This is a genomic window from Micromonospora sp. CMU55-4 (assembly GCF_011602315.1).
In the GTDB taxonomy this organism is placed as follows: domain Bacteria; phylum Actinomycetota; class Actinomycetes; order Mycobacteriales; family Micromonosporaceae; genus Micromonospora; species Micromonospora chalcea.
In genome coordinates this window covers 69,858-94,634 of sequence record NZ_JAAOLH010000020.1, presented here as the reverse complement: position 1 = coordinate 94,634, position 24,777 = coordinate 69,858, and the positions used below count along the sequence as shown (strand labels likewise).

29 protein-coding genes are annotated in these 24,777 nt (G+C 73.0%); 11 read left to right on the top strand and 18 right to left on the bottom strand.

The annotated features are described in order from the left end of the window. The 5 genes from HA073_RS27260 to HA073_RS27240 form a co-directional block, all read right to left on the bottom strand. The gene (locus tag HA073_RS27260; RefSeq protein ID WP_064446700.1) at positions 1 to 738 is read right to left on the bottom strand and encodes an alanyl-tRNA editing protein; all 738 of its coding nucleotides are present in this window, start codon (positions 736 to 738) and stop codon (positions 1 to 3) included. An 11-nt stretch (positions 739 to 749) separates the two neighbouring features. Next, positions 750 to 1,637, bottom strand: a complete 888-nt coding sequence (locus tag HA073_RS27255; RefSeq protein ID WP_043328034.1) for an alpha/beta fold hydrolase — start codon at positions 1,635 to 1,637, stop codon at positions 750 to 752. Further along, positions 1,634 to 1,948, bottom strand: coding sequence for a DUF2516 family protein (locus HA073_RS27250; protein ID WP_013288803.1), 315 nt, complete (start codon positions 1,946 to 1,948; stop codon positions 1,634 to 1,636). The genes HA073_RS27255 and HA073_RS27250 overlap by 4 nt, the downstream gene beginning before the upstream one ends. Before the next feature lie 71 nt (positions 1,949 to 2,019). Next, the gene (locus tag HA073_RS27245) at positions 2,020 to 2,826 is read right to left on the bottom strand and encodes a hypothetical protein (protein WP_113973519.1); all 807 of its coding nucleotides are present in this window, start codon (positions 2,824 to 2,826) and stop codon (positions 2,020 to 2,022) included. After that, positions 2,823 to 3,494 (bottom strand): helix-turn-helix domain-containing protein, encoded by a 672-nt coding sequence (locus HA073_RS27240; RefSeq protein ID WP_166457599.1) that lies wholly within the window; start codon positions 3,492 to 3,494, stop codon positions 2,823 to 2,825. The genes HA073_RS27245 and HA073_RS27240 overlap by 4 nt, the downstream gene beginning before the upstream one ends. Before the next feature lie 113 nt (positions 3,495 to 3,607). Here HA073_RS27240 and HA073_RS27235 point away from each other — a divergent pair, with 113 nt between their 5' ends. Next, positions 3,608 to 4,408, top strand: a complete 801-nt coding sequence (locus HA073_RS27235; RefSeq protein ID WP_281605450.1) for an alpha/beta fold hydrolase — start codon at positions 3,608 to 3,610, stop codon at positions 4,406 to 4,408. Positions 4,409 to 4,529: 121 nt separating this feature from the next. Here HA073_RS27235 and HA073_RS27230 read toward each other — a convergent pair whose 3' ends face one another. From HA073_RS27230 to HA073_RS27215, 4 genes are all read right to left on the bottom strand, one after another. Beyond that, the gene (locus tag HA073_RS27230; RefSeq protein WP_281605449.1) at positions 4,530 to 5,489 is read right to left on the bottom strand and encodes an asparaginase; all 960 of its coding nucleotides are present in this window, start codon (positions 5,487 to 5,489) and stop codon (positions 4,530 to 4,532) included. Positions 5,490 to 5,583: 94 nt separating this feature from the next. After that, positions 5,584 to 6,426 (bottom strand): 3-keto-5-aminohexanoate cleavage protein, encoded by an 843-nt coding sequence (locus HA073_RS27225; protein ID WP_166457597.1) that lies wholly within the window; start codon positions 6,424 to 6,426, stop codon positions 5,584 to 5,586. Positions 6,427 to 6,538: 112 nt separating this feature from the next. Beyond that, the gene (locus HA073_RS27220; protein ID WP_166457596.1) at positions 6,539 to 7,648 is read right to left on the bottom strand and encodes a folate-binding protein YgfZ; all 1,110 of its coding nucleotides are present in this window, start codon (positions 7,646 to 7,648) and stop codon (positions 6,539 to 6,541) included. Beyond that, a complete protein-coding gene (locus HA073_RS27215) occupies positions 7,645 to 8,052 on the bottom strand; it encodes a Fur family transcriptional regulator (protein WP_082930986.1) in 408 nt (135 codons plus the stop codon). Before HA073_RS27215 ends, HA073_RS27220 begins: the two co-directional genes overlap by 4 nt. A 91-nt stretch (positions 8,053 to 8,143) precedes the next feature. On the opposite strand from HA073_RS27215, the gene HA073_RS27210 reads away from it, so the two are divergent. Beyond that, positions 8,144 to 9,001: an aminotransferase class IV gene (locus HA073_RS27210; RefSeq protein ID WP_043328022.1), complete on the top strand. Its 858-nt coding sequence runs from the start codon at positions 8,144 to 8,146 to the stop codon at positions 8,999 to 9,001. Positions 9,002 to 9,074: 73 nt separating this feature from the next. Here the strand turns inward: HA073_RS27210 and HA073_RS27205 are convergent, their stop codons facing one another. Both HA073_RS27205 and mtfM read right to left on the bottom strand, forming a co-directional pair. After that, the gene (locus HA073_RS27205) at positions 9,075 to 9,662 is read right to left on the bottom strand and encodes an FABP family protein (RefSeq protein WP_030504451.1); all 588 of its coding nucleotides are present in this window, start codon (positions 9,660 to 9,662) and stop codon (positions 9,075 to 9,077) included. A gap of 4 nt (positions 9,663 to 9,666) precedes the next feature. Then, complete coding sequence (mtfM, locus tag HA073_RS31055; protein WP_043330899.1) at positions 9,667 to 9,771, bottom strand: small membrane protein MtfM; 105 nt, start codon at positions 9,769 to 9,771, stop codon at positions 9,667 to 9,669. Positions 9,772 to 9,783: 12 nt separating this feature from the next. Here mtfM and HA073_RS27200 point away from each other — a divergent pair, with 12 nt between their 5' ends. From HA073_RS27200 to HA073_RS27190, 3 genes are all read left to right on the top strand, one after another. Continuing rightward, entirely contained in the window at positions 9,784 to 10,158 is a 375-nt protein-coding gene (locus HA073_RS27200) for a DsrE family protein (RefSeq protein ID WP_043328020.1), read from the top strand. A 78-nt stretch (positions 10,159 to 10,236) separates the two neighbouring features. After that, positions 10,237 to 10,620 carry an SCP2 sterol-binding domain-containing protein gene (locus tag HA073_RS27195; protein ID WP_064446708.1) on the top strand — a complete coding sequence of 128 codons (384 nt, stop codon included), beginning with the start codon at positions 10,237 to 10,239 and terminating at the stop codon, positions 10,618 to 10,620. After that, positions 10,617 to 12,692, top strand: a complete 2,076-nt coding sequence (locus HA073_RS27190; protein ID WP_043328017.1) for a glycogen debranching N-terminal domain-containing protein — start codon at positions 10,617 to 10,619, stop codon at positions 12,690 to 12,692. The genes HA073_RS27195 and HA073_RS27190 overlap by 4 nt, the downstream gene beginning before the upstream one ends. 1 nt (position 12,693) lies before the next feature. Here the strand turns inward: HA073_RS27190 and HA073_RS27185 are convergent, their stop codons facing one another. From HA073_RS27185 to HA073_RS27160, 7 genes are all read right to left on the bottom strand, one after another. After that, positions 12,694 to 13,542: a hypothetical protein gene (locus tag HA073_RS27185; protein WP_166457595.1), complete on the bottom strand. Its 849-nt coding sequence runs from the start codon at positions 13,540 to 13,542 to the stop codon at positions 12,694 to 12,696. 55 nt (positions 13,543 to 13,597) lie between these two features. Further along, the gene (locus HA073_RS27180; protein ID WP_166457594.1) at positions 13,598 to 14,650 is read right to left on the bottom strand and encodes a hypothetical protein; all 1,053 of its coding nucleotides are present in this window, start codon (positions 14,648 to 14,650) and stop codon (positions 13,598 to 13,600) included. A 130-nt stretch (positions 14,651 to 14,780) separates the two neighbouring features. Further along, positions 14,781 to 15,128: a DUF1416 domain-containing protein gene (locus tag HA073_RS27175; RefSeq protein WP_043328014.1), complete on the bottom strand. Its 348-nt coding sequence runs from the start codon at positions 15,126 to 15,128 to the stop codon at positions 14,781 to 14,783. After that, entirely contained in the window at positions 15,128 to 15,976 is an 849-nt protein-coding gene (locus tag HA073_RS27170; RefSeq protein ID WP_030504459.1) for a sulfurtransferase, read from the bottom strand. The genes HA073_RS27175 and HA073_RS27170 overlap by 1 nt, the downstream gene beginning before the upstream one ends. A gap of 202 nt (positions 15,977 to 16,178) precedes the next feature. After that, entirely contained in the window at positions 16,179 to 16,256 is a 78-nt protein-coding gene (locus HA073_RS31290; protein ID WP_310503780.1) for an Ms5788A family Cys-rich leader peptide, read from the bottom strand. A 95-nt stretch (positions 16,257 to 16,351) separates the two neighbouring features. After that, positions 16,352 to 17,134, bottom strand: a complete 783-nt coding sequence (locus HA073_RS27165) for a DUF2993 domain-containing protein (protein ID WP_030504460.1) — start codon at positions 17,132 to 17,134, stop codon at positions 16,352 to 16,354. Between the two features lie 79 nt (positions 17,135 to 17,213). Next, a complete protein-coding gene (locus HA073_RS27160; RefSeq protein WP_064446713.1) occupies positions 17,214 to 18,263 on the bottom strand; it encodes a hypothetical protein in 1,050 nt (349 codons plus the stop codon). A 246-nt stretch (positions 18,264 to 18,509) separates the two neighbouring features. On the opposite strand from HA073_RS27160, the gene HA073_RS27155 reads away from it, so the two are divergent. The 6 genes from HA073_RS27155 (at position 18,510) to pstA (ending at position 24,769) form a co-directional block, all read left to right on the top strand. Beyond that, positions 18,510 to 19,229 carry a response regulator transcription factor gene (locus HA073_RS27155; protein ID WP_176722767.1) on the top strand — a complete coding sequence of 240 codons (720 nt, stop codon included), beginning with the start codon at positions 18,510 to 18,512 and terminating at the stop codon, positions 19,227 to 19,229. 150 nt (positions 19,230 to 19,379) lie between these two features. Then, entirely contained in the window at positions 19,380 to 20,234 is an 855-nt protein-coding gene (locus tag HA073_RS27150; protein WP_043330897.1) for a polysaccharide deacetylase family protein, read from the top strand. A 67-nt stretch (positions 20,235 to 20,301) separates the two neighbouring features. Next, a complete protein-coding gene (mshD, locus tag HA073_RS27145; protein WP_166457593.1) occupies positions 20,302 to 21,228 on the top strand; it encodes a mycothiol synthase in 927 nt (308 codons plus the stop codon). 233 nt (positions 21,229 to 21,461) lie between these two features. After that, on the top strand, positions 21,462 to 22,559 hold the full coding sequence (gene pstS, locus HA073_RS27140) for a phosphate ABC transporter substrate-binding protein PstS (protein ID WP_043328009.1): 1,098 nt from the start codon (positions 21,462 to 21,464) through the stop codon (positions 22,557 to 22,559). Between the two features lie 42 nt (positions 22,560 to 22,601). Next, positions 22,602 to 23,684 carry a phosphate ABC transporter permease subunit PstC gene (pstC, locus tag HA073_RS27135; protein ID WP_166457592.1) on the top strand — a complete coding sequence of 361 codons (1,083 nt, stop codon included), beginning with the start codon at positions 22,602 to 22,604 and terminating at the stop codon, positions 23,682 to 23,684. Next, the gene (gene pstA / locus HA073_RS27130) at positions 23,681 to 24,769 is read left to right on the top strand and encodes a phosphate ABC transporter permease PstA (RefSeq protein ID WP_166457591.1); all 1,089 of its coding nucleotides are present in this window, start codon (positions 23,681 to 23,683) and stop codon (positions 24,767 to 24,769) included. The genes pstC and pstA overlap by 4 nt, the downstream gene beginning before the upstream one ends. Positions 24,770 to 24,777: the final 8 nt, after the last annotated feature.

The following is a 24,777-nucleotide window of genomic DNA, read 5'->3' as shown; positions in this document are numbered from 1 at the left end:
TCAGTCCGCCAGGCGTACGCGTACCCGGCGGTTGGCCCGCCCCTTGCTCTCCACCTTGACCACTTGGACCTTGCCGATCTGGGCGGTGGAGGCGACGTGCGTGCCGCCGTCGGCCTGCACGTCCAGCCCGACGATGTCGACGATCCGCACCTCCTGCTCCTCCGGCGGGATCAGGTTCGACTGGGTACGGATGATGTCCGGCAGCGCGAGCGCCTCGGCGCGTGGCAGCACCCGCACCGCCACCGACCGGTCGGCGGCCACCTCGGCGTTCACCAGTTCCTCGATGCGGGCCTTGAAGTCCGGCGGCACCTCGGGCAGGTTGAAGTCCATCCTCGCCTCGCCCGGCTCCATGTTGCCGCCGGTGACGAGCGCGCCGAAGTCACGGAACACCACGCCACAGAGCACGTGCAGCCCGGAGTGGGTACGCATCAGCATGGTCCGGCGGGCGTCCTCCACCGCGCCGACCACCTCGGTGCCGACCGGCGGCACCGGGTCGCCCTCGGCCGGGATCAGCCACAGGTCGTCGCCCTTGCGGGTGCCGACGATCCGGGTCTGTACGCCCTGCCAGAGCAGCACCCCGTGATCCGGCGGCTGCCCGCCCCCGCCCGGGTAGAACGCGGACCGGTCCAGCACGATGCCCTGCTCGGGATCGGCCGCCAGCACCCGGCAGGTCCACTCGCGCAGGGTCGGGTCGGCGAGGTCGAGCCGGTGCGTACGGCCGTGGTGTGTGACGCCCATGGACGGCGACGTTACCCGTTCAGGAACTCCGAGACGCGCCCCCGCAGGTCGGCGCGTTCGGTCCAGAGCACGCCGGGCCTGTCGTACACGTGCAGTGTGGCGTTCGGGAGCGCGGCGGCGAGCCGTTCGGCGACGGCGACCGGGTGCAGGTCGTCGTCGGCGGCGGCGATGACCAGCGCCGGCGCGGTGACCGCGGCGAGCGACCCGGCGTCGTCGAGCGGGGCCTGGGCTGGCAGGTCGGCCAGCCCCGGCGCAAGCCCGTCGCGCAACAACTGGTCGAGCCGCTGCCGCAGGTAGGCCCAGCCGGCCGGGGTGTTGCGCACCGACGGCGGCAACTCCAGCGACACCACGTCGGCCAGCGCCGAGGCGTCGCCCTCGGCCACCGCGTCGAGCAGGCCGGTGAGCCGGGCGCGGGCCACCTCGCCGCGCGGTGTGTCCAGCACGGCGGGCAGGAAGAAGACGAGTCTCTCGAAGCGTTCCGGGCTCTCCGCGAGCAGCCGGCAGAGCGCGCCCGCGCCGAGGCTCGCGCCGAACGCCCGGGTCGCGCCGCTCAGGTCCGCCATCGCGCGCAGGTCACGGGCGAGGTCCAGGTAGGTCCACGGGCCGGGCGGGGAGTCGGAGCGGCCGTGCCCGCGGAACTGGAAGAAGACGCGCCGCCCGGCGACGCCGCTGCCGAACGGGCGGGTGGTGGCGATGCCACTGCCCAGCCCGTGCGCGAACACGGTGACGGGGTCACCCGTGCCGGTGACCAGCCGTTCCAGGCTCACCCCGTGCGGGGTGGCGACCAGCTCCGTCTCCGGCTCGGGCAGCGCGGGACGCCCGGTTCGGGGCGCGCCGGGGCCGGGCCCCCAGGTGCGGGGACCGCCGTCCGGCGGCGGAGGCCAGCGGAAACCTCTCACCAGGACCCTCGGCCGTCGTGCAGGTCCCGCAGGCCGGGCCGCACGTCGAGCAGGTAGATCAGACCGGCGGCGATGCCGATCAGTCCGAACAGGCTGATCGGGCCGAAGCCGAGCAGGGTCAGCAGCAGGCAGACCGCCAGGATGGCGACCCAGCCGCCCTTGGGCAGCGTGCCGAGCGCGGCGAAACCGTCGCCGCGCTGGGTGACCGCGTGCACCAGCGCCACTCCCTGTACGACCAGGGCGAAGACGAGCAGGATCAGCTGGATCACGTCTTGGACTGCGAACGCGAAGATCGGCGCGGCGATGGCCATGGGGGCAAGCTTATGCCGAGACCCCGGAAACGTCCGACAAGACGTTGTCCGGGGTCCGGTGGAGCATCAGGTCACTCGGCGGCCGGGCGGGTCCGCTTCGTGGCCTTCGGCAGCTTCGCCGACGGGGTGGCCGGCTTGGTGGCCTTGGTGGCGGTCGTCTTGGCGACGGCCTTGGTGGCGGTCGCCTTGGTGGCGCGGGTGCGCTTCACCGCGGCCGGCTTGGCGGCCACCGCCTCGGCCACCTCGGCCGGGCTGGGCACATCGGTCGTCGCGGCCGCGGTGTCCGGCTTCGCGGCCACCTCGGTCTTCGTCGCGACCGCGACCTTCGGGGTGACCTCGGCCTTCGGGGCCACGTCGGTGCCGGTGGCCTCGGTGGCCTGGATGTCGGCGTTCACCGTGTCGGCGGCCTCCAGCACGCCGGCGCCGACGACACGCTCACCACGGGCGACCAGTTCGGCGTACGCGGCCAGCGCGCGCTCCTGCGCGGCGTGCGCGCCGGCCACCACGACGGCGGCGTTACGGGTGGCGGCCTCGCGCAGCTTGTCCAGGTTGGCGGCCTCGCGCAGCTTCTCCAGGTTCGCCGCCTCGCGCAGCTTCTCCAGGTTGGCGGCCTCGCGGAGCTGGTCGAGGTCGGTGGCGACGGCGCGCTCGCGCAGCCCGGTCGCGGTCTGGTTGGCGGTCTTCAACGTCTCGGTGGCCTTCTGGCGCAGCTCGAAACCGGTGACGACGGCCTTGCCGCCGAGGTCGGTCACGACCCGGGTGCCGAGGCCGCTGACCACGGTGGGCAGCTTGCGCAGCTGCTCCAGGGCCAGCTCACCGGCGCCGGCGGCGGCGTAGAGGGGTGCGGGGATGCGGTTGGTCTTCGGCTGGGTGGTCATGACTGCTCCTCTTCGGCCGCACCGGCGGCCTTCCGGGCCGCCCGGCGGGCGGCCGTGTCCTGCTGGGCGGCGGTGGTCGGGGCGGGCGCGGTGGTCGGGGCGGGCGCGGTGGTCGGGGGGGGGGCGGTGGTGGGGGCGGGCGCGGCACCCGCTTCGGTGACGGCTACCGATTCGAGGACCGCCTCGGTCGGCGTGCCCTCCGGCGTGACCGGACCGGTAGCGGCCGCCGCCACTGTCGCCGGGGCCTCCGGCGCGGTGGCCGGCTCGGTCGCGGCGGCCTTCTCGGCCGTCTCCGCCGCCCCGGCGGCCTCGGTCGCCTCGGCCAGGCGGGCGTTCTCGCGCCGGAACGTCTCGTAGATCTGGGTGAGCGACTGCTTCTGGGCCATGGTCAGCTCGGGGTCGACGGCGATCGCCGCGAGCACGCCCTGCCCCTCCTTGTCGTCCAGCAGCCCGGCCCGCAGGTACATCGCCGGGGTGGAGACGCGCAGCGCGCTCGCGAGCTGCTGGAGCACCTCGGCGCTCGGCTTGCGCAGCCCTCGCTCGATCTGGCTCAGGTAGGGATTGCTGACACCCGCCTGCTCGGCGAGCTGGCGCAGTGAGATCTTCGCGTTGCGCCGCAGGTCGCGAATGAACCCGCCGACATCGGGAAGGTCCTTGCTGGTGGCCATGACTCAACGCTAGCTCGGTCCGCTAACTGCTGCAAGCAAAACGCTAGCCAGAGTTAGCAGGGTCACCGATGGCGGGTTGCGGAGCCCATGTCCGTTCCGTACGGTTCTCCCCCGTGACCAAGATCGATATCAACGGTGCCCAGCTCGCGTACGACGAGAGCGGCACCGGCACCGCCGTGGTGCTGCTGCACGCCGGCATCGCCGACCGGCGGATGTGGCGCGGGCAGATCCCGGCACTCGCCCAGCGGCATCGGGTGATCGCGCTGGACCTGCGCGGCTACGGAGAGTCGGAATTGCCGCCCGCGCCGTTCGCCCACCACGACGACGTGATCGGGCTGCTCGACGCGCTGGGCATCGAGCAGGCCGCGCTCGTCGGCTGCTCGTTCGGCGGCCGGGTCGCGGTGGACACCGCGCTCGCCCACCCGCAGCGGGTCTCGGCGCTGGCGCTCTTCGGCGCGCCCGTCTCCGGCAACGAGTGGTCCGAGGAGACCGAGCAGCTCTGGGAGGACCTGGTCGGCGACGTGGACCCGGAGGACTTCGCCGCCACCGCCGCCGGGGAGGTGCGGTTCTGGGTGGTCGGCCCGACCCGCCGCCCAAAGGACGTCGACCCGGAGCTGATCCGGTTCGCCGAGGAGATGGACCGCCGGGCGCTCGCCGCCGAGCAGGCGCTGAGCGCGGTCGACGTCGACGAGCTGGACCCGCCGGCGATCGACCGGCTGGGCGAGCTGCGCGTACCGGTGCTGGTCGGCACGGGCGCCGACGACCTGGCCGACATCCGCCGCCTGGCCGACCGCATCGCCGACGAGGCCCCCCGGGGCATACGCATGCCGGACGTCCCCGACGCGGCCCACCTGCTCCCCCTGGAGCGCCCCACCGAGACCAACACCGCCCTCCTGCCGTTCCTCCCCTCCTGACCGCCCCGCTCCTCTCCCCTCGCCGCGTTGATCTTGCACTTGCAGCCCTCGGCACGCCTGGAATGCGCATTTCGCCGGGGCAGTAAGTGCAAGATCGCCGGGGGTAGAGGGCGGGGAAGGGTTACCAGGTGGGGCGGATGGCTCCTACCGGGAGGCCACCGCCGAGCAGGGGCGGTTCGGCGTACTCGGTGAGGATGGGGGCGCGCACGTCCAGGCGCGCCAGGGCCGACACCAGGACGGGTGTGCGGGCCCTCGCGGCGCCGTCGTCGATCTTCAGCGCGACCGCGCCGACCCCCGGGACCGCCGCCGCGATCACACCCTCCGCGCCGATCTTGGCGAGCAGACCGGGTACGCCGCGCATCAGCCGCGTGTCCTCGGCCTGGGTACCGCCGACCAGTTCCGGGTACGTGCGCATCGCGTCCGCCACAGTCCGCTCGACGGCGCCCGGCTCGGCGTCGACCAGCCGCAGGAACGCCCGCGCCAGCCCGGTGAGCGAGACGGCGAGCACCGGCGCGCCGCAGCCGTCCACCCCGACCGCCGCCGCCCGCTCCCCGGTGAACTCCTCGATCGTGGCGGTCAGGCGCTGCTGGAGCGGGTGCTCGGGCCGCCAGTAGCCGTCCAGCGGCCAGCCGGCGGCCAGGCAGGTGCGCAGCATGCCGGCGTGCTTGCCGGAGCAGTTCATCAGCACCCGGGCGGGACCGCCGCCGGCCCGCAGCACCGCCTCCCGGGCGGCTTCGCCGACCGGCAGGTCCGGCGGGCAGTGCAGCGCGTCCCCGGTGAGGCCGCCGCCGCGCAGCAACGCGGTGACCCGCTCGATGTGGAACTCCTCACCGGCGTGGCTGGCCGAGACGAGCGCCAGGTCGGCCGGGTCGGTGAGCGGCAGCCCGGCCCGCAGCATCCCGATCGCCTGCATCGGCTTGTTGGACGAGCGGGGGAAGATCGGCGAGGTCACGTCTCCGGCCCCGGCGACAGGCGCTCCGGCGGCGTCGAGCACCACCACGGAACCCCGGTGGAAGCCCTCCACGAAACCGGACCGGACCACCTCGGCGAGCGGCGCGCCGCCCTCGTACGTCTTTCCCACGTAATGGACCGTACCGATGGGGCGGGCCCGGCCGACGGCGGGGTGACCTGCGGCGTCGCCCGGGGCCGTACAGGGCCGCCGGCCGGTACGCCGCTTACCGGCCGGTGGCCGGAAGACCGAGCAGCGTACGGGCCTCGGCGGTGGTCAGCGGAGGCCGCTGGGCGAGCTGGGCGAAGCCGACCGCCCGCGCGACGAGCTGCATGTTGGACTCCACCGGGCGCCCCTTGGCGTACGTGACCGTGTCCTCCATGCCGACCCGCAGGTGACCGCCGGCCGACAGCGAGGCCAGCATCACCGGGATGGTGCTGCGCCCGATGCCGGTGGCCGCGAATGTGGTGCCCTCGGGCAGGTCACGCAGCATCTGCTGGGCCGCCACCAGGGTCGCCGTGGTGCCCGGCATGCCACCCGGCACCCCCATCACGAAGTCGACGTGCACGTGCCCGCCGTGCGGCAGGCCGTACTTGCCGAGCAGCCGCTGCAGGGCGGTGAGGTGGCCCAGGTCGAAGATCTCGTACTCGGGGACGACGCCGCGTTCCTGCATCCGGGTGTGCAGGTCGACGATGAACTCCCACCGGTTGAGGAACACGTCGTCGCCGAAGTTGACGGTGCCCATGGTGCAGGAGGCCATGTCCGGCGCGGCGTCGAGCACCGCCAGCCGGGCGGACTCCGGGTCGGTCACCGCACCCCCGGAGGAGAGCTGCACGATCAGGTCGGTGCTCTCCCGCAGCGCCGCCACGGTGTCGCGCAGCCGCCCCTGGTCGAGCGTGGGCCGCGCGTCGTCGTCGCGGATGTGGACGTGGATCACGGCGGCGCCGAGCGCCTCGCACTCCTTGGCGGTCAGCAGCAGCTCGTCGAGCGTCACCGGCAGCGCCGGCACCTCAGCCTTCGCCGACTCCGCGCCGGTGGGGGCAACCGTGATCAACGTCCCTGTCGTCATGCCCCGGATCCTAGACCGGTGCCCGACGCCGGGTCGACCGGAGGATTTCCGGTGCGGGCGGCGTTAAGAAGGGACCCTTCCTCTACCGGAGGCGTTAATAGGGGGCCCTTCCTTACACGTCGATGGCGGCGGCGCTCTCGCCCACGAGCAGGCGGGCGTCGTCGGGCGTGTTGCGCTTCAGCACCGCGAGCGCCACCTGACCCAGCTCGAAGTGCTGCACGGCGGTGCCCACGAAGCCGACCGTCCGGCCGTCGAGCGTCACCGGCGTACCGGCCACCGGCGGCTGGTCGCTCGCCACGCCGTCCAGATGCAGCAGGACCAAGCGGCGGGGCGGCTTGCCCAGGTTGTGCACCCGGGCCACCGTCTCCTGGCCCCGGTAGCAACCCTTGTCCAGGTGCACGGCCGGGGCGATCAGGTCCACCTCGGCCGGGATCGTCCGGTGGTCGGTGTCCACCCCGGCCCGTACCTGCTTGGCGGCGACCCGGACCGCCTCGTACGCCCACAGCCCGGCGACCGGCACCCCGGCGCCGCGCAGTTCGGCGACCACCCCGTCCATGGCGGCGCGGGGCACCAGCAGGTCGACGCCGAGCGCCACCCGGCGGGCCCAGCCGCCGACCGGCAGCGGCTTGACGTCGTACACCACGGAGGGCCGCGCGGGCAGCTCGCCGGAACGGAACTTCGGACCCGGCACCGCCGCTACGTCGGGAGCCGCCAGCCCGGTCACGCCGAGCGTGTCGAGCGCGCCGGGCGCCTCCGGCCCGACCAGCGACAGCAGCGCGAACTCGGCGGTGGCGTCGCGCGGGTCGACCTTGCTGAAGAACCGCATCTTCTCCAGGTACGACAGCAGGCCGCCGGTCATTCCCGGCTCGGTGTCCAGCCAGGTGGTCTCGCCGTCGTCGGCGACCATCGCGTGCTGCTCGACGTGCCCGTGCGGGGAGAGCACCAGCAGTTCGGTGCCCTGCCAGGGGGCCAGCGCGGCCAGGTGCTGGCTGGTGAGCGTGTGCAGCCAGCTGATCCGTTCCTCGCCGGGCACCGCGACCACGCCCCGGTGCGAGCGGTCGACCAGACCCACGCCGGTGGCCAGGAGCCGCTGCTCACGCATCGGGTCGCCGTAGTGCGCCGCCACCGGCGCGACACCGGCCGCCCGGTGGGCCGGCTCGGGCTGGTCCCGGGTCTGGTCGTCGATGCTCTCGGTGGTCACCGCTCCGGCGATGTCGATCATGCGTGTTCCCCGTTCAGTGTGCAGCGGCCGCAGACTCCGAAGAGCGCGACGTGCCCGATGTCGACCTGGAATCCGCGCTGGTCGGCCAGCTGGTCGGCGAGCGGGCGGAGCATCTCGGGTGAGATCTCGTCGATCGCCCCGCACTCCCGGCACACCAGGTGCACGTGCTGGTGCTCGCCGGCCGCGTGGTAGGTGGGCGCGCCGTGCGAGAGGTGCGTGTGCGTGACCAGGCCGAGCCGCTCCAGCAGCTCCAGGGTGCGGTAGATGGTGGTGATGTTGACGCCGGCCGCCACCTCGCGGACCGCCGTGTGTACCTGCTCCGGGGTGGCGTGCCCGAGGTCGAGGACGGCCTGGAGCACCAGCTGCCGCTGCGCCGTCAGCCGCAGCCCGCGCGCGCGGAGCATTTCCGCGAGGGAGGATTCGGACACCCTTCGATCATAGTTCGGCCGCCGCGCCGGTCCGTCCGCCGCCGGGGTACGCCACTACGCTGCGCCCGTGGAGGCGACGCGGGTGGCGGTGCTCGGCCGGGGGCTCGTACCGGCCGGTGAGCCGGTGGTGCGCGGCGACGACCGGGGTGTGCTGCACGGCGACGGCCTGTTCGAGACGCTGCACCTGCGCGACGGGGTCCCCTGGCTGCTGGAGCCGCACCTGGCCCGGCTGCGGGCGGGCGCGGCGGCGATCGACCTGCCGCTGCCCCCGGACGACGCGCTCGTCGAGCTGCTGGACGCGGTCCGCGCCGGCTGGCCGCCGGAGACCGAGGGCGCGTTGCGGCTGGTCTGCACCCGGGGGCCGGAGGGCGGCGGGCGGGCCACGGTGTACGCCACGCTGGGCGAGGTGCCCGCCGCCGCCCGGCTGGCTCGGCGTACCGGGGTGACGGTGGCCACGCTGCCGCTCGGGGTGGCCGCCCGGTCCCGCCCCGAGCTGGGGTGGCTGCCGAACGGCGTGAAGTCCACCTCGTACGCGCTCAGCACCGCCGCCCGGCGCTGGGCGCAGCGGACGGGCGTGGACGACGTGCTCTGGGTCTCGACCGACGGCTACGTGCTGGAGGGACCCACCGCGAACGTGGTGTGGCTGCGTGGCGGGACGCTCTGCACGGTGCCGGCGGCGCAGACCGGCATCCTGCCCGGCGTGACCGCCCACCACCTGGTGAGCCGTGCCGGAGAGCTGGGCCTGACCCCGGCCGAGCACCTGCCCACAGTGCCCGACCTGCACGCCGCCGAGGCGATCTGGCTGACCAGCTCCCTACGCGGCCCCACGGAGGTCACAACCCTGAACGGAACCCCCCGCCCGAGTTCCCCCCTGACACCCCGCATCCAGGCCCTCCTGAACTTCCCCCGGCCCTCCCCCCGTTGATCATGAAGTTGGCGGTGACAAATCGGGCAGCCGACGCCGTCAACTTCATGATCGACCGGGGAAGCGGGACGGGTCAGCCGGCCACCCGGGTGAGGCGGGCGGAGAGGTGCGGGCTCAAGGGCTGACCCACGGCGGCCATCTCCTGCGCGTACAGCAGAGCGCCCTCGACGATGCCGAACAGCCGGGCGCCGGCGGTGACCTCCTTCGCCGTCGCGGTACGCACGACCGCGTCGGTGGCGAACTCGATCTGGGTGCCCTTGCGCTTGCCGATGTGCAGCTCCATCACGCCGGTCGGCGTGGTCATCAACGCCTCCAGCTCGTCGGTGACCCGCTCACCGTCGAGCACCGGACGCCACCAGCCCACCTCGCGGCCGGCCGGCCGGACCGGGCGGCTCTGCTCGTCCAGGATCCAGGCCCGCGACTCGTAGAACAGGAACGGCCGGCCGTCGTGGCTGATCCGGATCTCCTGCGCGTAGTCGAAGTCCTCGATCGTCGGGAACCCACCCCGGCCCCGGCCGCGCCACACCCCGATGTACGGCAGCAGGCCGTCCAGGCTCGGGTGCAGCTTCGGGCCGACGCGCAGGTCGTGGCTCTCCTCGTACGGGTACTCCTCGACCGGCGGCGCGTTCAACCACGGCGGCTGAAGCGGATTCTCACTCACAGATTCACCACTTACCTCTAGCTATGCGGACCGCGAGATAGGCCAGGCCACCGGCGAGCGCGCCCAGGCCGGCGACCAGCAGGCTGACGAACCCGATCTCGGTAACCATCCGGACCATCCTATGCTGGGTGGCATGGCGCGCTCTCTCGTCGTCAAGGCCACCGCCGGCGCGGACTCCCCGGAACGCTGCGCCCAGGCGTTCACAGTCGCCGCCACCGCCGCCGCGGCCGGGGTGGACGTGTCGCTCTGGCTCACCGGCGAATCGACCTGGTTCGCGCTCCCCGGCCGGGCCGAGTCGTTCGAGCTGCCGCATTCCGCGCCACTGGGCGAGCTGCTGCACGTCGTCCTGGCCACCGGCCGGGTGACCGCCTGCACCCAGTGCGCGGCCCGGCGGGACATCGGCACCGGCGACGTCATCCCCGGCGTGCGCATCGCGGGCGCCGCCGTGTTCGTCGAGGAAGCGATGACCGAGGGCGCACAGGCGCTGGTCTACTGACAACCGGCCCGGGTTGTCCATTCTGCCCAGTGCGCCGATCCTGACCCGGCATGTCCGGATGCTGCCTACCATGCGAATGTGAGTCAGGCCATCCAGGAGTTCTTCGCGTCGCTGCCGGCGCGTGCCGCAGCCGTTCTGAACAGCCCGATCGGCGGGACACTCCAGATCGACCTGGCCGACGGCAACCGCACCGAGCACTGGTACGTGACGCTGGCCCCCGGCACGGCACAGGTGAGCCGGGAGGAGCTACGGCCGGCGGACGGCGTGCTGACGCTGTCCACCGAGCTGTTCGAGAAGCTCGTCACCGGGCGGGCGGCCGGCATGGCGGCGGTGCTGCGCAACGAGGCCACGTTCAGCGGCCACGTCGTGCTGTTCCTGGCGTTCCGCCGATTCCTGCCGCAACGGCCCGACGTGCGGGACCCCCGGGACGCCGCCCGCGAGCACGCCCGGCGGCTGGTGTGAAGGACCGGGTCAGCATCCTCGACGGCAACACGTTCCTGGTCAGCGACGATCGCGGCAACATCGAACCGTCGTACGACTTCCCCACCGGGCTGTTCTCCTTCGACACCCGGTTCCTCTCCACCTGGTTCCTCACCATCGACGGGCAACGTCTGCACGCGCTCTCGATCGACGACTCGCTGTCGTACAAGACGCGGTTCTTCCTGGTCCCCGGCGAGCCGACGCACTACCTGGACGCCAACGTCTCGGTGATCCGCAGCCGCGCCATCGGCGGCAGCCTCGACGAGGAACTGACCGTGCTCAACCACTCCGAACAGGAACAGGAGTTCCACCTCCGGCTGGACATCGGCTCCGACTTCGCCGACCTCCTGGAGATCAAGAACCGGCGCGACAAGAAGGGACTCACCACGCCGACGGTGGAACCGAACGGCCTGCGGCTCACCTACCGCCGGGAGGCGTTCCGCCGCGAGACGCTGGTGACCAGCAGCGCGCCGGTCGAGGTCGACGCGGACGGGATGACCTTCCGGGTCCGGATCAGCCCGCACGGCGAGTGGACCACCCGGCTGCACGTCAGCACCATCATCTACGGCGCGCGTGGTGAGGACATCCGGGCCATCCTGCCGCTGGGCGGCCAGCGCACGGCAGCCGAGATCGAGGCCGAGCAGAGCGCCCTGATCAGCCGTGCGCCGAAGCTGGGCTGCGACTGCGAGCCGCTGGCCAGCGCGTACCGGCGCAGCCTCAACGACCTGGCCGCGCTCCGGTACGAGTCGATCACGCTCGGCGTCCGGCTGCTCGCGGCCGGCCTGCCCTGGTTCATGACGCTGTTCGGCCGCGACAGCATCTTCACCTCGCTCCAGGTGCTGCCGTTCCTCCCCGACCTGGTCAAACCGACGATCATCATGCTGGCCGGTCTCCAGGGCAGCCGGGTCGACGACTTCCGCGACGAGGAGCCGGGCAAGATCCTGCACGAGCTGCGCTACGGCGAGAGCGCCGGATTCGAGGAACAGCCGCACTCGCCGTACTACGGCGCGGCCGACACGACGGCGCTGTTCGTGATCCTGCTCGACGAGTACGAGCGGTGGACCGGGGACGCCGATCTGGTACGCAAGCTGGAGTACGAGACCCGGGCGGCGCTGACCTGGCTCGACACGTACGGGGACCTGCTCGGCACCGGCTACGTCTGGTACATGTCCCGCAACCCGGAGACGGGGCTGCCGAACCAGTGCTGGAAGGACTCACCGGAAGCCATCTCCTACGCCGACGGCCGGATGCCGGAGTTCCCCCGGGCCACCTGCGAGCTGCAGGGGTACGCGTACGACGCCAAGATGCGCGGCGCCCGCCTGGCCCGCACCTACTGGCAGGACCCGGCGTACGCGGACCGGCTGGAGCAGGAGGCGGCGGCGCTGAAGGAACGGTTCAACCGCGACTTCTGGATCGCCGACCGGGAGTACTACGCGCTGGCGCTCGATCCGCGCGGGCGGCAGGTGGACGCGCTCTCCTCGAACATCGGCCACCTGCTGTGGAGCGGCATCGTGGACGAGTCCCGGGCCCCCGCGGTCGCCGCCCATCTGCTCGGCCCGCGCCTGTTCTCCGGCTGGGGGGTACGCACGCTCGCCGACGACCAGGGCCGGTACAACCCGGTCGGATACCACGTCGGCACGGTGTGGCCGTTCGACAACTCGATCATCGCCTGGGGTCTGTGGCGGTACGGCTTCCGGCAGGAGGCCGGCCGGATCTGCGACGCGCTGCTCAGCGCGTCGCACTTCTTCGACGGGCGGCTGCCCGAGGTGTTCGCCGGCTACGAGCGTGGCCTCACCGACTACCCGGTGGAGTACCCCACCGCGTGCAGCCCACAGGCGTGGTCCGCCGGTACGCCTCTGCTGCTGCTACGGGTGATCCTGGGACTGGAGCCGCAGGGCGAGCACCTGATCATCGACCCGGCCGTACCGCCGGGGATGGGCCGGGTGGAACTGCTCGACATCCCGGGCCGCTGGGGCCGGGTGGACGCGCTGGGCCGCAGCCGGGAACCGCACGAGGAACCGGCACCGCCGCCGCTCGGGCTGCCCGGCCGGTGAGTCAGGCCGGGCAGGGCGTGGTCACCGCCACGCGCACCCGCTCGTCGGCCCGCTCGGCCAGCACGGCCGGCTCGCCGGGGCGCGCGTACCGGTCGGCGGAGTCCACCACCGGCGCGACGCCACCGCCGAACGCGGCGGCGAGCGGCTGATCCGCCGGCGCGGCGGCCTCACCCCGGGCGGTGCGGGCCGCGCCCCCACCGGGGCAGGGCGCGGTCAGGACCTGGACCGCGCCGGTCGCGCCGCCCCACCGGCCCAGCGCCGACGCCAGCGCGGCGGCTTCGGCAGCGGCGTCGGCGGTCGGCGCGCGGTAGCCGGAACCCAGCGGCCGGCAGCCGGTCGCGGCGGTCAGAAGGATTCGGCCCGGGCCGTCGGCCCGGCCCTCGACCGCGACGAAGTCGCCCGCGTCGGCGCGCAGCAGCGGCTCGCCGTCGAACGTCGACACGCCCGCCCGCCACGCCTGCGGCAGCCGGTCGGCGACGCGTCGCAGCACTTCGCGTACGTCGTCGCCGCCGATCGCCACCTCGACGCCGCGCTCGAGCGTCGCGCCGGAGTCCATCGGCGTGATCCGGCAGCCGCGTTCCAGGCGGTCCGGTACGAGCGCGGGTACGCCGTCGGCGCCGATCGCGCCGGTCAGCTCGCCGATCGCCCGGTCCACCACCGGACCGGCCTGGTCCAGTGAGCGCTGCTCCTTGACCGTCGGCGGGTCGGTCCGCACCGACCACCAGGTCAGCCCGGCCAGCAGCACGGCCCACGCCATGGTGGCGGCCGTCAGCCAGCGCAGCCGACGCCGGCCGGCGCCCGGCTGATCTCCAGGGTTGGGCGGGGCGTAGCCCGTCTCGACGGCAGTCACCCGGCAATGGTGTCACGTGCCGGCGAGGCGCCCGGCCGCGCCTCGGCACGCCCGGTCAGGCCGGGACGGACCGGCGGGACAGCAGCCACAGCAGGTAGAAGGGGCGCTGCCGCAGCTCGCCACGACGGTCGGCGTACTGGTCGGCGGCGAGCACCGCGGAGAAGAACCCGCCCGCGCCCAGCATGCCGAGCACCGGCGCCAGGTGGGTGCCCTCGACCGCCACCAGCGTCGCGGCGACGGTCGCCACCGCGGCGCCCGCGGCCTGCACCGCCGAGCGCCGGGCCACCCGGGCGACCTCGGAGCGAGCCGCCCGCACCCCCTCCTGGATCTCCGCGTCGAGCTTCGCGAGCTGCACCAGCGCCTTGTCCGGATCCGTGTCGACGTCCAGCATCCGACCGCGCAGGTACGCCTGGGTCGCGGCGAGCGCGTCGCTCTCCTGGGTCAGGATGGCGCAGTAGTCCCGCAGCGAGGTGCCCTCCAGCATCGGCAGGTCGAGCTGGAGCAGTGGGGTCACCAGCCGCGCCTTCACCGGATCCCCGCTCGGCACGTCGACGACCCGGTGCCCCTTGACGATCAGGTCGAGTGTGCGGTCCGGGTTGTCGCCCAGCTCGATCCGGCCCATCGTGTCGAACGGCGAGGAGGTCGACTGGGAGTCCGGCGCGCGCGACTCCAGGTGGGTGCGGCGGAAGGTCTGCGGGAAGTAGACGAGCTGCCCCAGCTCCAGCAGCGGCGCGCAGTCCCGCAGGTACGCGCCGAGGCGGTCCAGGTCGTCGCATTCGGCGTAGAGCTGGTCGATTCGGATGTCCTCGTACCGGCAGCGCGGGTCGCAGTGCTCCGGGTCCTTGCCGCACCTCTTGCAGGTCTCCCGGTTGGCCAGGTAGCAGTGCTTGCCGCCCGGCTGGGAGAGGACCAGCTTGCCGGTGACGAGCGTGGCCCGCTTCGTGAGGAACGACAGGTCCGTGTCGAGGCTGGCGACCGAGACGTCGAACGGGCGCGCGCGGCCGGACCCGGCGGTGCGCTGGAGTTCGCGGGCGATCTCCTCACCCCGGTTGCCGTCGATGAAGTCGATCAGATAGCGAACTGCGTGGGCGGCGGCGTCGTCGGGCACCTGATCCCCCTCCGGCGCGTCCGGGGCGCGCCGCCGTCCAGCCTGCCAGCCACGGGCAAGCCGCACAGTCACCGGAACGGCTCGTGGCCCGCCACCCGGCTGGGGTGGCGGGCCACGATCAGAGCGTGGGTCAGGCGGCGACCGAGACGGTCACCTCGTTGATCCCGCGAGCCGCGGCGACGGCGGTGTCGCCGTTGCCCTGGCGGGACAGCGCCCGCAGCGTCCACGAGCCCGGCGCGGCGAAGAACCGGAACTGCCCGGCCGGCGACGTCACCACCTCGGCGGTGAACTCACCGGTGGAGTCGAGCAGCCGCACGTACGCGCCCGGCACGACCTCGCCGGACTCGGACAGCACACGGCCGGTGATGACGGTTTCCTTCTCCAGGTCCAGGCTGGCCGGGAGGGGGGCGGCCTGGTCCGGCGCGGCGCAGCCGGCGGCAGCCGTCGAGGCGGCGGAGGTGGCGGAGGTGGCGGTCATCAGGCCTCCCCCGGCTCGTCACCGAGCGCCACCGGCACGCCGACGAGCGAGCCGTACTCGGTCCAGGAACCGTCGTAGTTCTTCACGTTGCGGTGCCCGAGCAGCTCCTGGAGCACGAACCAGCTGTGCGAGGAGCGCTCGCCGATCCGGCAGTACGCGATCGTCTCCTTGCTGTCGTCCAGCCCGGCGTCGGCGTAGATCTTGCGCAGCTCGTCGTCGGACTTGAACGTGCCGTCCTCGTTCGCCGCCTTGGACCACGGCACGCTGATCGCGGTCGGGATGTGGCCGGCCCGCTGCGCCTGCTCCTGCGGCAGGTGGGCGGGGGCGAGCAGGCGGCCGGCGAACTCGTCGGGGCTGCGCACGTCGACCAGGTTCTTGGTGCCGATCGCGGCTACCACCTCGTCGCGGAACGCGCGGATCGAGGTGTCCGGCTCCTGCGCGACGTACTGCGTCTTCGGCCGCTCCACCACGTCGGTGACGAGCGGACGGGCGTCCAGCTCCCACTTCTTGCGGCCGCCGTCGAGCAGCTTGACGTCGCCGTGGCCGTAGAGCTTGAAGTACCAGTACGCGTACGCGGCGAACCAGTTGTTGTTGCCGCCGTACAGGATCACGGTGTCGTCGTTGGCGATGCCCCGGTCGGACAGCAGCGCCTCGAACTGGCTCTTGTTGACGAAGTCCCGGCGGACCTGGTCCTGCAGGTCGGTACGCCAGTCGAGCTTGACGGCGCCGGCGATGTGCCCGGTGTCGTAGGCCGAGGTGTCCTCGTCGACCTCGACGAAGACGACGCCCGGGGCGCCGAGGTTCTTCTCGGCCCACTCGGCCGAAACGAGTGCGGTGTCGCGACTCATCAGATCACTCCCTGGTGAGGATGGTTGGTGAGCCTGCGCGCGGAGATCGATGTCGATTGTTGTCGCACCACGCGCGGGACCCAGAGCTAGGAACGGATCACGGGTACGTGCGACGGCGCCGCTGCCGGGCGTTGAGGGGAACCGGGAGAGGTTCGTGGACCCTGGGTGGCCGCCGTTCAGGCGGCCGGAGACAGCCCCGCCGTCAGATGACGGGGCGACACAGGCAGGTGGCCACGCGGCACAGGTCGACCGCGCGCCGTTTGGTGAGGTGGGTCCCCATGGGCAGGGAGATTACCAGCCCACGCCACAGCTGCCACCAGGCCGACCAGCATCCGGGACGGCCGGCCCGCTCCCCGGACCGGCCGTGTACGGCTTTCAGCCGGCGGAGTTGATGGGCACGTTCGCCGCGTCCGCCGTGACCACCAGGCCCTCCGGCTTCGGCTCCACCTTGCGCAGGTTGAGCTGGAACGGCAGCTCCGGCAGCGGCACGTCGATCGAGATGCCCTGCGCGTACCGGGTGAGCGCGGCCCGGGCCAGCGGCACGTTCGGCAGGCCGTCGGCGGTGAGGTCGTTGAAGCGCAGCGCCACCTTGCCGCCGGCCACCGTGACGTCGGCGGTGCCGTTGACGGTGAGCTTGACGCCGAGGATGTCCACCGGGGCGGTGACGGCGAGCTTGCCGTTCCGCTCGCCGAGCGTCAGCCCGGGACGGTCCAGCAGCTTGGCCAGGCTCTCGTAGGTGACGGTGCCCCGCCCGTCCACGCTCTCGGCCACCACGTCGCCCCGGCCGGAGCGCAGCGTGTCCAGCGACGCGGTCACGTTGCGCGCGTCCACGTCCAGCTTCGGCACCTCCACGGCGTCACCCTGGACGGCGCCCCGCACGTCGGTGAGCTGGATCGAGATGCGCTCGTACCGGCCGTCGAGCACCTGAGTGAGGAACGGGAAGCCACCCACCTCGACCTGCGGCGCGGCGGACTGCGCGTCCTGCTTGGCGATCTCCTGCCGCACCTGGTCGGCGATCGCCCGCTCGGCGACCCCGGCGGCGACCCGGTCGGCGACGACGAGCAGCCCGACCAGCACCAGCAGCAGGACGACGAAGCCGATCAGCACCTTCCGGCCGCGTCGCCGCGGTCGGCCCTCCGCCGGATACGCCTCTGCCACGCCGCCTCCCGTCCTCGCCGCCGTCACCGCGTCTCGCGGCGCAACCGTACTTACCCGAGGCGAATCTTCCCCAACCGCGTCAGAGGAACAGCACGCACATCGCGTACGCGGCCGGCGCGGCCAGCGCGAATCCGCCCAGCGGCCCCTGCATGTGCCGGGCCACCCACATCGTCGGCGGTTCACCGGCCATCAGGCGGCCCGCCTCGGCGTACCCCACGGCGAGGTCGGCCAGGACGGCGGTGGCGGCGCTGACCACGCCGACCAGGGCGGCGCTGGTCGGGGTGAAACCGACCAGGTAGCTGCCGAGCAGGGCGCTGGTGAGGGTGCCGAGCATCGCGCCCGCGACCACGCCGGCCGCGCCGCGCGGCACCTGCGGGGCGAGCCGCGGCCACGGCGCCACCGCGTCGGTGAGCCGCGCCACCAGCAACGCCACCCCCGCGGCGGTGAGGCAGACCGTGATCGCCTGGGTGCCCTTGGGAATCCGGCTGAGCACGACGAGCGTGCCGAAGGCGACCACGCCCACCACGATGAGCAGGGTGCCGCCGAGCGAGTCGGTCACCCGGACCCGGTCCACCCGCCGGACGAGCTGCCCCAGCACGGCGAGCAGCAGCCCGGCGGCCGCGGCGTAGCCGAGCGGGGCCAGGCCGGCGATGTCCGACTGGACCGCCGCGACGTCGGCGATCACGGCCGTGCCGGCGCTGACCAGGGCGACGACCAGCAGGGCGGGCGGTCGCATGGCCATCGTCCAGGCGAGCACGAAGAGCATCTGGACGCCGAAGATGATGGCCGCGAACGGCAGCCGGTGCCCGGGGCCGGAGGTCTGCGCGCCGAGCACCAGGCCGACGCCGAGCAGCGCGGCGAAGCCGGCGACGGTGAGCGCCAGCGGCCGGCGGACCGGGACCGGTGGCATCTCCTCCTCGGGCGCCTCGTCGGACTCGTCGTCGGCGCGCCGGCCGGGTCCGCCCTTCCGTAGCCGACGCGGTCCCTTCCGCTCCGGCCGGTCGCCCTCCTCGTCGGCGGGGCCGGTACGCGGGGCGGGCGGGTAGCCACGGGCGGGGCCGGAGGGCCCGGCGGACGGGTCGTCGGCCCACGGTTCACGACCGGTGTCGCGCGAGGTGGAGGGAAACACGCCCCGATCGTGCCAGACCCGGGCGGCTCGGCGGAGGTCCCGGTTTCGGTGACGTTAAAACCTGCACCGCGATCAAGGGCAGAAGGGGCAAACGGGAAAGCACCCCGGAGGTGACGGCGGGTCCATCGGTTACGCTCAGGCCGTTACCCGCCCGTCAGCGACGCCGGGACCCACGCAAGTTCACAGCGCCGCCCTCACCCGGGCGTGTCGCTGGTCGCGCGCGGCCGAAGGGCCGCCGGGACGGAGGTGATCGTGGAGCTCCTGCTGCTCGTGACCGCACGGGCCGGTGAGCCGTCGGCGGTGTTGCCGGCACTCGACCTGCTGCCGCACTCGGTCCGCACCGCACCCCGCGACGTCCGCACGCTGGTCTCCGGCCCCACGCCGGACGCCGTCCTGGTGGACGCCCGCTCCGAACTGAGCGAGGCGCGCGCCACGTGCCGGATGCTGCACGCCACCGGGCTCGGCGTACCGCTCGTCGCGGTGGTCACCGAAGCGGGCCTGATCGCGCTCAACGCGGACTGGGGTGTCGACGACGTGATCCTGGCCGGCGCCGGGCCGGCCGAGGTGGAGGCCCGGCTGCGGCTCGCCGTCGGCCGGCTGAGCAACGCGACCGCCGGCGCCGGCGGCTCGATCCGGGCCGGTGAGCTGAACATCGACCCGGACACCTACGCCGCCAAGCTGAAGGGCCGCCCGCTCGACCTCACGTACAAGGAGTTCGAGCTGTTGAAGTTCCTGGCCCAGCACCCGGGGCGGGTGTTCACCCGGGACCAGCTGCTGCGGGAGGTCTGGGGTTACGACTACTTCGGCGGCACCCGCACTGTCGACGTGCACGTGCGGCGCCTGCGCGCCAAGCTCGGCTCGGAGTACGAGTCGATGATCGGCACGGTCCGCCAGGTCGGCTACAAGTTCGTCGTCCCGCCGTCGCGTTCGCTGCCGGAGTCGGAGCCCGCGCCGCTGCCGGTCTGACCGCCCACGCCCCACTCCGGTAGGGGGCATTTCCGCAGAACGCCCTTTTTGCCCGATCAGTCAGACATATCCTGACTGCCGGATTTACCGGGCAAAGGGGGCGGCGGTGCGTGCGGTGAACACGGGGGCGACGAACGGCCGGTGCCGCTGATGCGGGGCCCGACGCTGCGCGCCACCGGGCTCGTGACCGTGGTGCTCGCGGGCCTGCTCGGCTCGGCGTTCGCGCTGGGCCGCAGCCTGGTCCCGGAACACCCGCCGTCGAACGCCGGCGCCACCACGGCGCTCAACGGACCGCGCTACGCCGACCAGCCGCCCAGCACGGACTTCCCCGGCGGCCGGGCCACCGCCGGGCCGAGCCCCGACGCCGCGCCGGACGCCGCCCCGGTCGAACCGGGCGGCGACGGCCCGTACGGCAGCCTGGTCGTCACCGGCTCGTCCCGGGTCGCGCTGACCTTCGACGACGGCCCCGATCCGCGCTGGACCCCGCAGGTGCTCGCGCTGCTGGCCCAGTACGGCGTGAAGGCGACGTTCTGCGTCGTCGGCGAGAACGCCGAGGCCCATCCGGATCTGATCCGGTCGATAGTCGCCGAGGGGCACACCCTGTGCAACCACTCCTGGGAGCACGACGTCGACCTGGGCAAGCGGTCCCCGGCGACGATCCGGGCCGACATCCTGCGCACGAACGACGCGATCCTGGCCGCCGCGCCGGGGGCGCGGATCGCGTACTACCGGCAGCCGGGCGGGGCCTGGACGCGCCCGGTGATCTCGGCCTGCGCCGACCTGGGCCTCACCCCGCTGCACTGGAGCGTGGACCCGTCGGACTGGAGGGCGCCGGGCGCGCTCACCATCGAGTCGAGGATCCGCACACAGATGGGACCGGGGGCGATCGTGCTCATGCACGACGCGGGCGGGGACCGTTCCGGCACGGTCGCGGCGTTGCAGCAACTCCTGCCCGAGATACTGGCGCGGTTCGAGCTGGAGTCGTTGCCCGTCGGCCCGCAGTGACGAGCGCCACCGACCGCCGCACTCGTCCGGCGCGAACCGCCGCCGGACGGCGGCTACCGTGACTCAGATGAGCCCCGAGCCGACCAGTGGCCCCGCAACCGACCGGACGGACCGGCTGACGCCGGCCGAGGTCGCGGAGGTGCTGGCGCTGGCCCGCGCCGCCGGGGACACCGACGGCGCCGACCCGCTCGACGAGCACGTGCTGCTGCGGCTGCGCGACCCCGGGGCGCCCGCCGTGCACCTCACCGCCCGCACCGCCGACGGCACACTCACCGGGTACGCGCATCTCGACGTCACCGCCCCGGCCGAGGGCGTCGGCGCCGAACTGGTCGTGCATCCCGCGTACCGGCGGCGCGGCGTCGGCCGGGCGCTGGCCCGGGGCGTGGTGGACGCCGCGCCCGGTCCGCTGCGCGCCTGGGCCCACGGCGACCACCCGTCGGCCGCCGCGCTCGCTGTCGACCTGGGCTTCGCCCGGGCGCGGGTGCTCTGGCAGATGCGCCGTCCGCTGACCCCCGAACTGCCCGAGCCGGTGGTGCCGGACGGCGTGACGCTGCGCGCGTTCCGCCCCGGCGAGGACGACGAGGCGTGGCTGGCGGTGAACAACGCGGCCTTCGCCCAGCACCCCGAGCAGGGCAAGTGGACACTCGACGACCTGCGCGTACGCATCGCCGAGCCGTGGTTCGATCCGGCCGGCTTCCTGCTCGCCGTCGACTCCACGACCGGGCGGCTGCTCGGCTTCCACTGGACCAAGGTGCACGAGCGGCCGGGCTCGGCCCGTATCGGCGAGGTCTACGTGCTCGGCGTCGACCCGTCCGCGCACCGGGGCGGCCTGGGCCGGGTGCTCACCGCCGCCGGCCTGACCCACCTGAGCGACGAGCGCGGGCTGGACCGGGTGATGCTCTACGTGGACGAGAGCAACACCGCCGCCGTCGCGCTCTACGAGCGGCTGGGCTTCGCCATGTGGTCCGCGCACGTCAACTACCAGCGCGGCTGAGCGTTCCGCGGCCCCGGAAAATCGCCATAAAGGCGATACCAGGCTGCTAGTTCACGAAATGGACAACCCTTCCTCAGCGTACGGCCATCTCGTCGGCTGAACGTGTTCACCGCGCGTTCACTTGCGTCCGGCGAACCGTCCACCTGGCCCTCCTACCTTTCGTGTCAGCCGGTCAGCGCCGGCCCCCGGCACTCCGGGCGACCTGACCAAAGACGTGAAGGGAAACCCCTGAAGTGAAGCTCCAGCGGCACGGCGCCATCGCCTGTCTCGCTCTTACCGCGGTTCTCGGTCTCAGCGCCTGCGGCTCGGACAACAACGAGCCCGCCGGCGCCTCCGGCTCCACCGCCGCGGTGGACTGCGCGACGGGCACGCTGAACGCGCAGGGCTCCTCGGCCCAGAAGAACGCCATGGCCGAGTGGATCAAGGCGTACCAGCAGAAGTGCGCCGGCACCACGATCAACTACGAGCCGAGCGGCTCGGGCGCCGGCATCCAGGCCTTCATCGCCGGTACCGCAGACTTCGCCGGTTCGGACTCCCCCCTCAAGCCGGAGGAGCAGCCGCAGGCCGACGCCAAGTGCGTCGGCGGCCAGGCGCTCAACCTGCCGATGGTGATCGGCCCGGTCGCCGTGGTCTACAACGTCAGCGGCGCGGACAACCTCCAGTTCAGCCCGGCCACCCTGGCGAAGATCTTCGCCGGCAAGGTGACCAAGTGGGACGACCCGGCGATCAAGGCCGACAACCCGGACGCCAAGCTCCCGTCGACCGCGATCCAGGCGGTGCACCGCTCCGACGAGTCGGGCACCACCGACAACTTCACCAAGTACCTCTCCAAGACCGCCGAGGCGGACTGGACGCTCGGCAACTCCAAGGCGTGGAAGGCCCCGGGCGGCGTCGGCGCGGCCAAGTCCGACGGCGTGGCCAGCAAGGTCAAGAGCACCGACGGCACCATCAGCTACGTCGAGTGGTCGTACGCCGAGAACTCCGACCTGAAGATGGCGAAGGTCAAGAACGGTAACGGCGAGTTCGTCGAGCTGACCGGTGACTCGGCCGGCAAGACCATCGCCGGCGCCAAGTTCGAGGGTCAGGGCAACGACCTGAAGATGTCGATCGACTACAACACCAAGGAGGCCGGGGCGTACCCGATCGTCCTGGCGACCTACGAGATCGTCTGCAGCAAGGGCCTCGCCGCCGACAAGCTGCCGCTGGTCAAGGGCCTGCTCGGCCACGCCGCCAGCGCCGAGGGGCAGAAGGAGCTGGTCGAGCTCGGCTACGCCCCGCTGCCCGAGACCGTCCGCACCAAGGTCGAGGCCGCGGTCAAGAGCCTCTCCTGACGCTCCCGACCGACACCTCCTCAACGCGAAGCGAGCGAGCAGATGGGTGACACCCCTCAGCGCTCGGCCCACGCCGGCACCGGCGGGACTCCCGTGGCCACGAGCCACGAGGGACCCGCCGGTGCCTCGGCGCGTGTGGCCGAGCGCCCCGGTAACCCGGGCCGCCCCGACGGTGGCCTCGGCGGCGGCGCCCTCCCCCGGGCCCGCGCCTTCGGCGCGGAACGGGCGTTCCGCGGCCTGACCCTGGCCGCCGGCACCACGGTCCTGGTGGTCATCGCGGCCATCGCGATCTTCCTGGTCGCCAAGGCCGTCCCGGCGTTGCGGGCGAACACCGAGTCGTTCTGGACGTTCGAGGGCTGGTTCCCGAACGACAACCCGCCGCAGTTCGGCATCGGCGCGCTCGCCTTCGGCACCGTCCTGAGCTCGCTGCTGGCGCTGCTCATGGCGGTGCCGGTCGCGCTGGGCATCGCCCTGTACCTGTCGCACTACGCGCCCCGGCGGCTCGGCAACGCCCTGGGCTTCCTGATCGACCTGCTGGCCGCCGTGCCGAGCGTCGTCTTCGGCCTCTGGGGCCGGGACTACTTCGCCCAGCCGGTCGCCGACCTGTCCGCCTGGCTGAACAGGTACTTCGGCTGGATCCCCATCTTCGGCGACGGCCCGTACGGGAACTCGATCCTGCTCGGCTCCGTGGTGCTGGCGATCATGGTGCTGCCGATCATCACCTCGCTGTCCCGCGAGGTGTTCCGGCAGACCCCGACCGCGAACGAGGAAGCCGCGCTCGCGCTCGGCGCCACCCGCTGGGAGATGATCCGCACCGCCGTCCTGCCGTACGGGCGCCCGGGCGTCATCGCCGCGGTGATGCTCGGCCTGGGCCGGGCGCTCGGCGAGACCATCGCGCTGGCGCTCACGCTCGGCTCCACGTACGCCATCTCGTTCAACATCCTGGCCAGCGGCGGCAACTCGATCGCCGCGAACATCGCCAACCGGTTCGCCGAGGCGAACGACACCGGCCGGGGCGCGCTCATCGCCTCCGGCCTGGTGCTGTTCGCGATCACGTTGATCGTCAACATCACCGCCCGGGCGATCATCTACCGGCGGCGCGAGTTCACGGAGTCGGCCGCATGACCACCACCCTCACCTCCCGCCGCCCGCGCCCGCCGGCCCAGCCGGCCACGCTGCGGGCGAGGCGACTTCCCGCGTACGCCGCTCCGGCCATCGCCGTCGCGGCGCTGCTGCTCGCGGCGGGCATCGTGTACGGCGCCGGCATCGGCGGCCCGGTCCTGGTCGTGGTGGTCGGCGCGCTGCTCTACCTGGCCGGTCTGTTCGTCGCGGCGAACGCGGTGGAGGGCCGCCGGTCGGCCCGCAACCGGACCTGGAACGCGCTGATCCACTCCGCCTTCGTGCTGGCCGTGCTGCCGCTGGCCTCGGTGGTCTGGACGCTGGTCAGCAAGGGCTCCGAGCGGCTGGACGCGAACTTCTTCGGCACCTCGATGAACAACATCGGGTCGCGGGACGCCAACGGCGGCGCGTACCACGCGATCGTCGGCACGCTGCAGCAGGTGGGCATCGCCACGCTGATCACGGTGCCGCTGGGCGTGCTCTGCGCGATCTACATCGTCGAGTACGGCCGGGGCCGGTTCGCGTTCACCATCCGCTTCTTCGTGGACGTGATGACCGGCATCCCGTCGATCGTCACCGGCCTGTTCGTGCTGGCCTTCTGGGTGCTGATCGTCTCGCCGTGGTTCAACGACGGGCGGCCCGGTTTCTCCGGCTTCGCCGCCGCGCTGGCGCTGAGCGTGCTGATGCTGCCCACAGTGGTCCGCTCCACCGAGGAGATGCTCCGCCTGGTGCCGGCGCCGCTGCGCGAGGGCGCGTACGCCCTGGGCGTACCGAAGTGGAAGACCATCCTGCGGGTCGTGCTGCCGACCGCGCTGCCCGGCATCGTCACCGGCGTCATGCTCGCCATCGCGCGGGCCGCCGGTGAGACCGCGCCGGTGCTGCTCGTCGCCGGCGGCGGCGCGGCGATCAACTTCAACCCGTTCGAGAACAACCAGTCGTCGCTGGCCCTCTTCGTCTACCAGCAGGCCGGTGAGGCGTCGAGGTACTCGCCGGCACGGGCGTGGACCGCCGCGCTGACCCTGGTCGCCCTCGTCCTCGTCCTCACCGTGGCGGCGAAGCTGCTGTCCCGCCGCAACCGGCTCGGCCGATGAACCCCGGA

Coding starts and splice junctions, on each gene's coding strand:
- HA073_RS27260 (WP_064446700.1), bottom strand. CDS start 738: ATGGGCGTCACACACCACGGCCGTACGCACCGGCTCGACCTCGCCGAC.
- HA073_RS27250 (WP_013288803.1), bottom strand. CDS start 1,948: ATGGCCATCGCCGCGCCGATCTTCGCGTTCGCAGTCCAAGACGTGATC.
- HA073_RS27245 (WP_113973519.1), bottom strand. CDS start 2,826: ATGACCACCCAGCCGAAGACCAACCGCATCCCCGCACCCCTCTACGCC.
- HA073_RS27240 (WP_166457599.1), bottom strand. CDS start 3,494: ATGGCCACCAGCAAGGACCTTCCCGATGTCGGCGGGTTCATTCGCGAC.
- HA073_RS27225 (WP_166457597.1), bottom strand. CDS start 6,426: ATGACGACAGGGACGTTGATCACGGTTGCCCCCACCGGCGCGGAGTCG.
- HA073_RS27220 (WP_166457596.1), bottom strand. CDS start 7,648: ATGATCGACATCGCCGGAGCGGTGACCACCGAGAGCATCGACGACCAG.
- HA073_RS27215 (WP_082930986.1), bottom strand. CDS start 8,052: ATGCTCCGCGCGCGCGGGCTGCGGCTGACGGCGCAGCGGCAGCTGGTG.
- mtfM (WP_043330899.1), bottom strand. CDS start 9,771: ATGGTTACCGAGATCGGGTTCGTCAGCCTGCTGGTCGCCGGCCTGGGC.
- HA073_RS27200 (WP_043328020.1), top strand. CDS start 9,784: ATGCTGGGTGGCATGGCGCGCTCTCTCGTCGTCAAGGCCACCGCCGGC.
- HA073_RS27175 (WP_043328014.1), bottom strand. CDS start 15,128: ATGACCGCCACCTCCGCCACCTCCGCCGCCTCGACGGCTGCCGCCGGC.
- HA073_RS27170 (WP_030504459.1), bottom strand. CDS start 15,976: ATGAGTCGCGACACCGCACTCGTTTCGGCCGAGTGGGCCGAGAAGAAC.
- HA073_RS31290 (WP_310503780.1), bottom strand. CDS start 16,256: ATGGGGACCCACCTCACCAAACGGCGCGCGGTCGACCTGTGCCGCGTG.
- HA073_RS27150 (WP_043330897.1), top strand. CDS start 19,380: ATGCGGGGCCCGACGCTGCGCGCCACCGGGCTCGTGACCGTGGTGCTC.
- mshD (WP_166457593.1), top strand. CDS start 20,302: ATGAGCCCCGAGCCGACCAGTGGCCCCGCAACCGACCGGACGGACCGG.
- pstC (WP_166457592.1), top strand. CDS start 22,602: ATGGGTGACACCCCTCAGCGCTCGGCCCACGCCGGCACCGGCGGGACT.
- pstA (WP_166457591.1), top strand. CDS start 23,681: ATGACCACCACCCTCACCTCCCGCCGCCCGCGCCCGCCGGCCCAGCCG.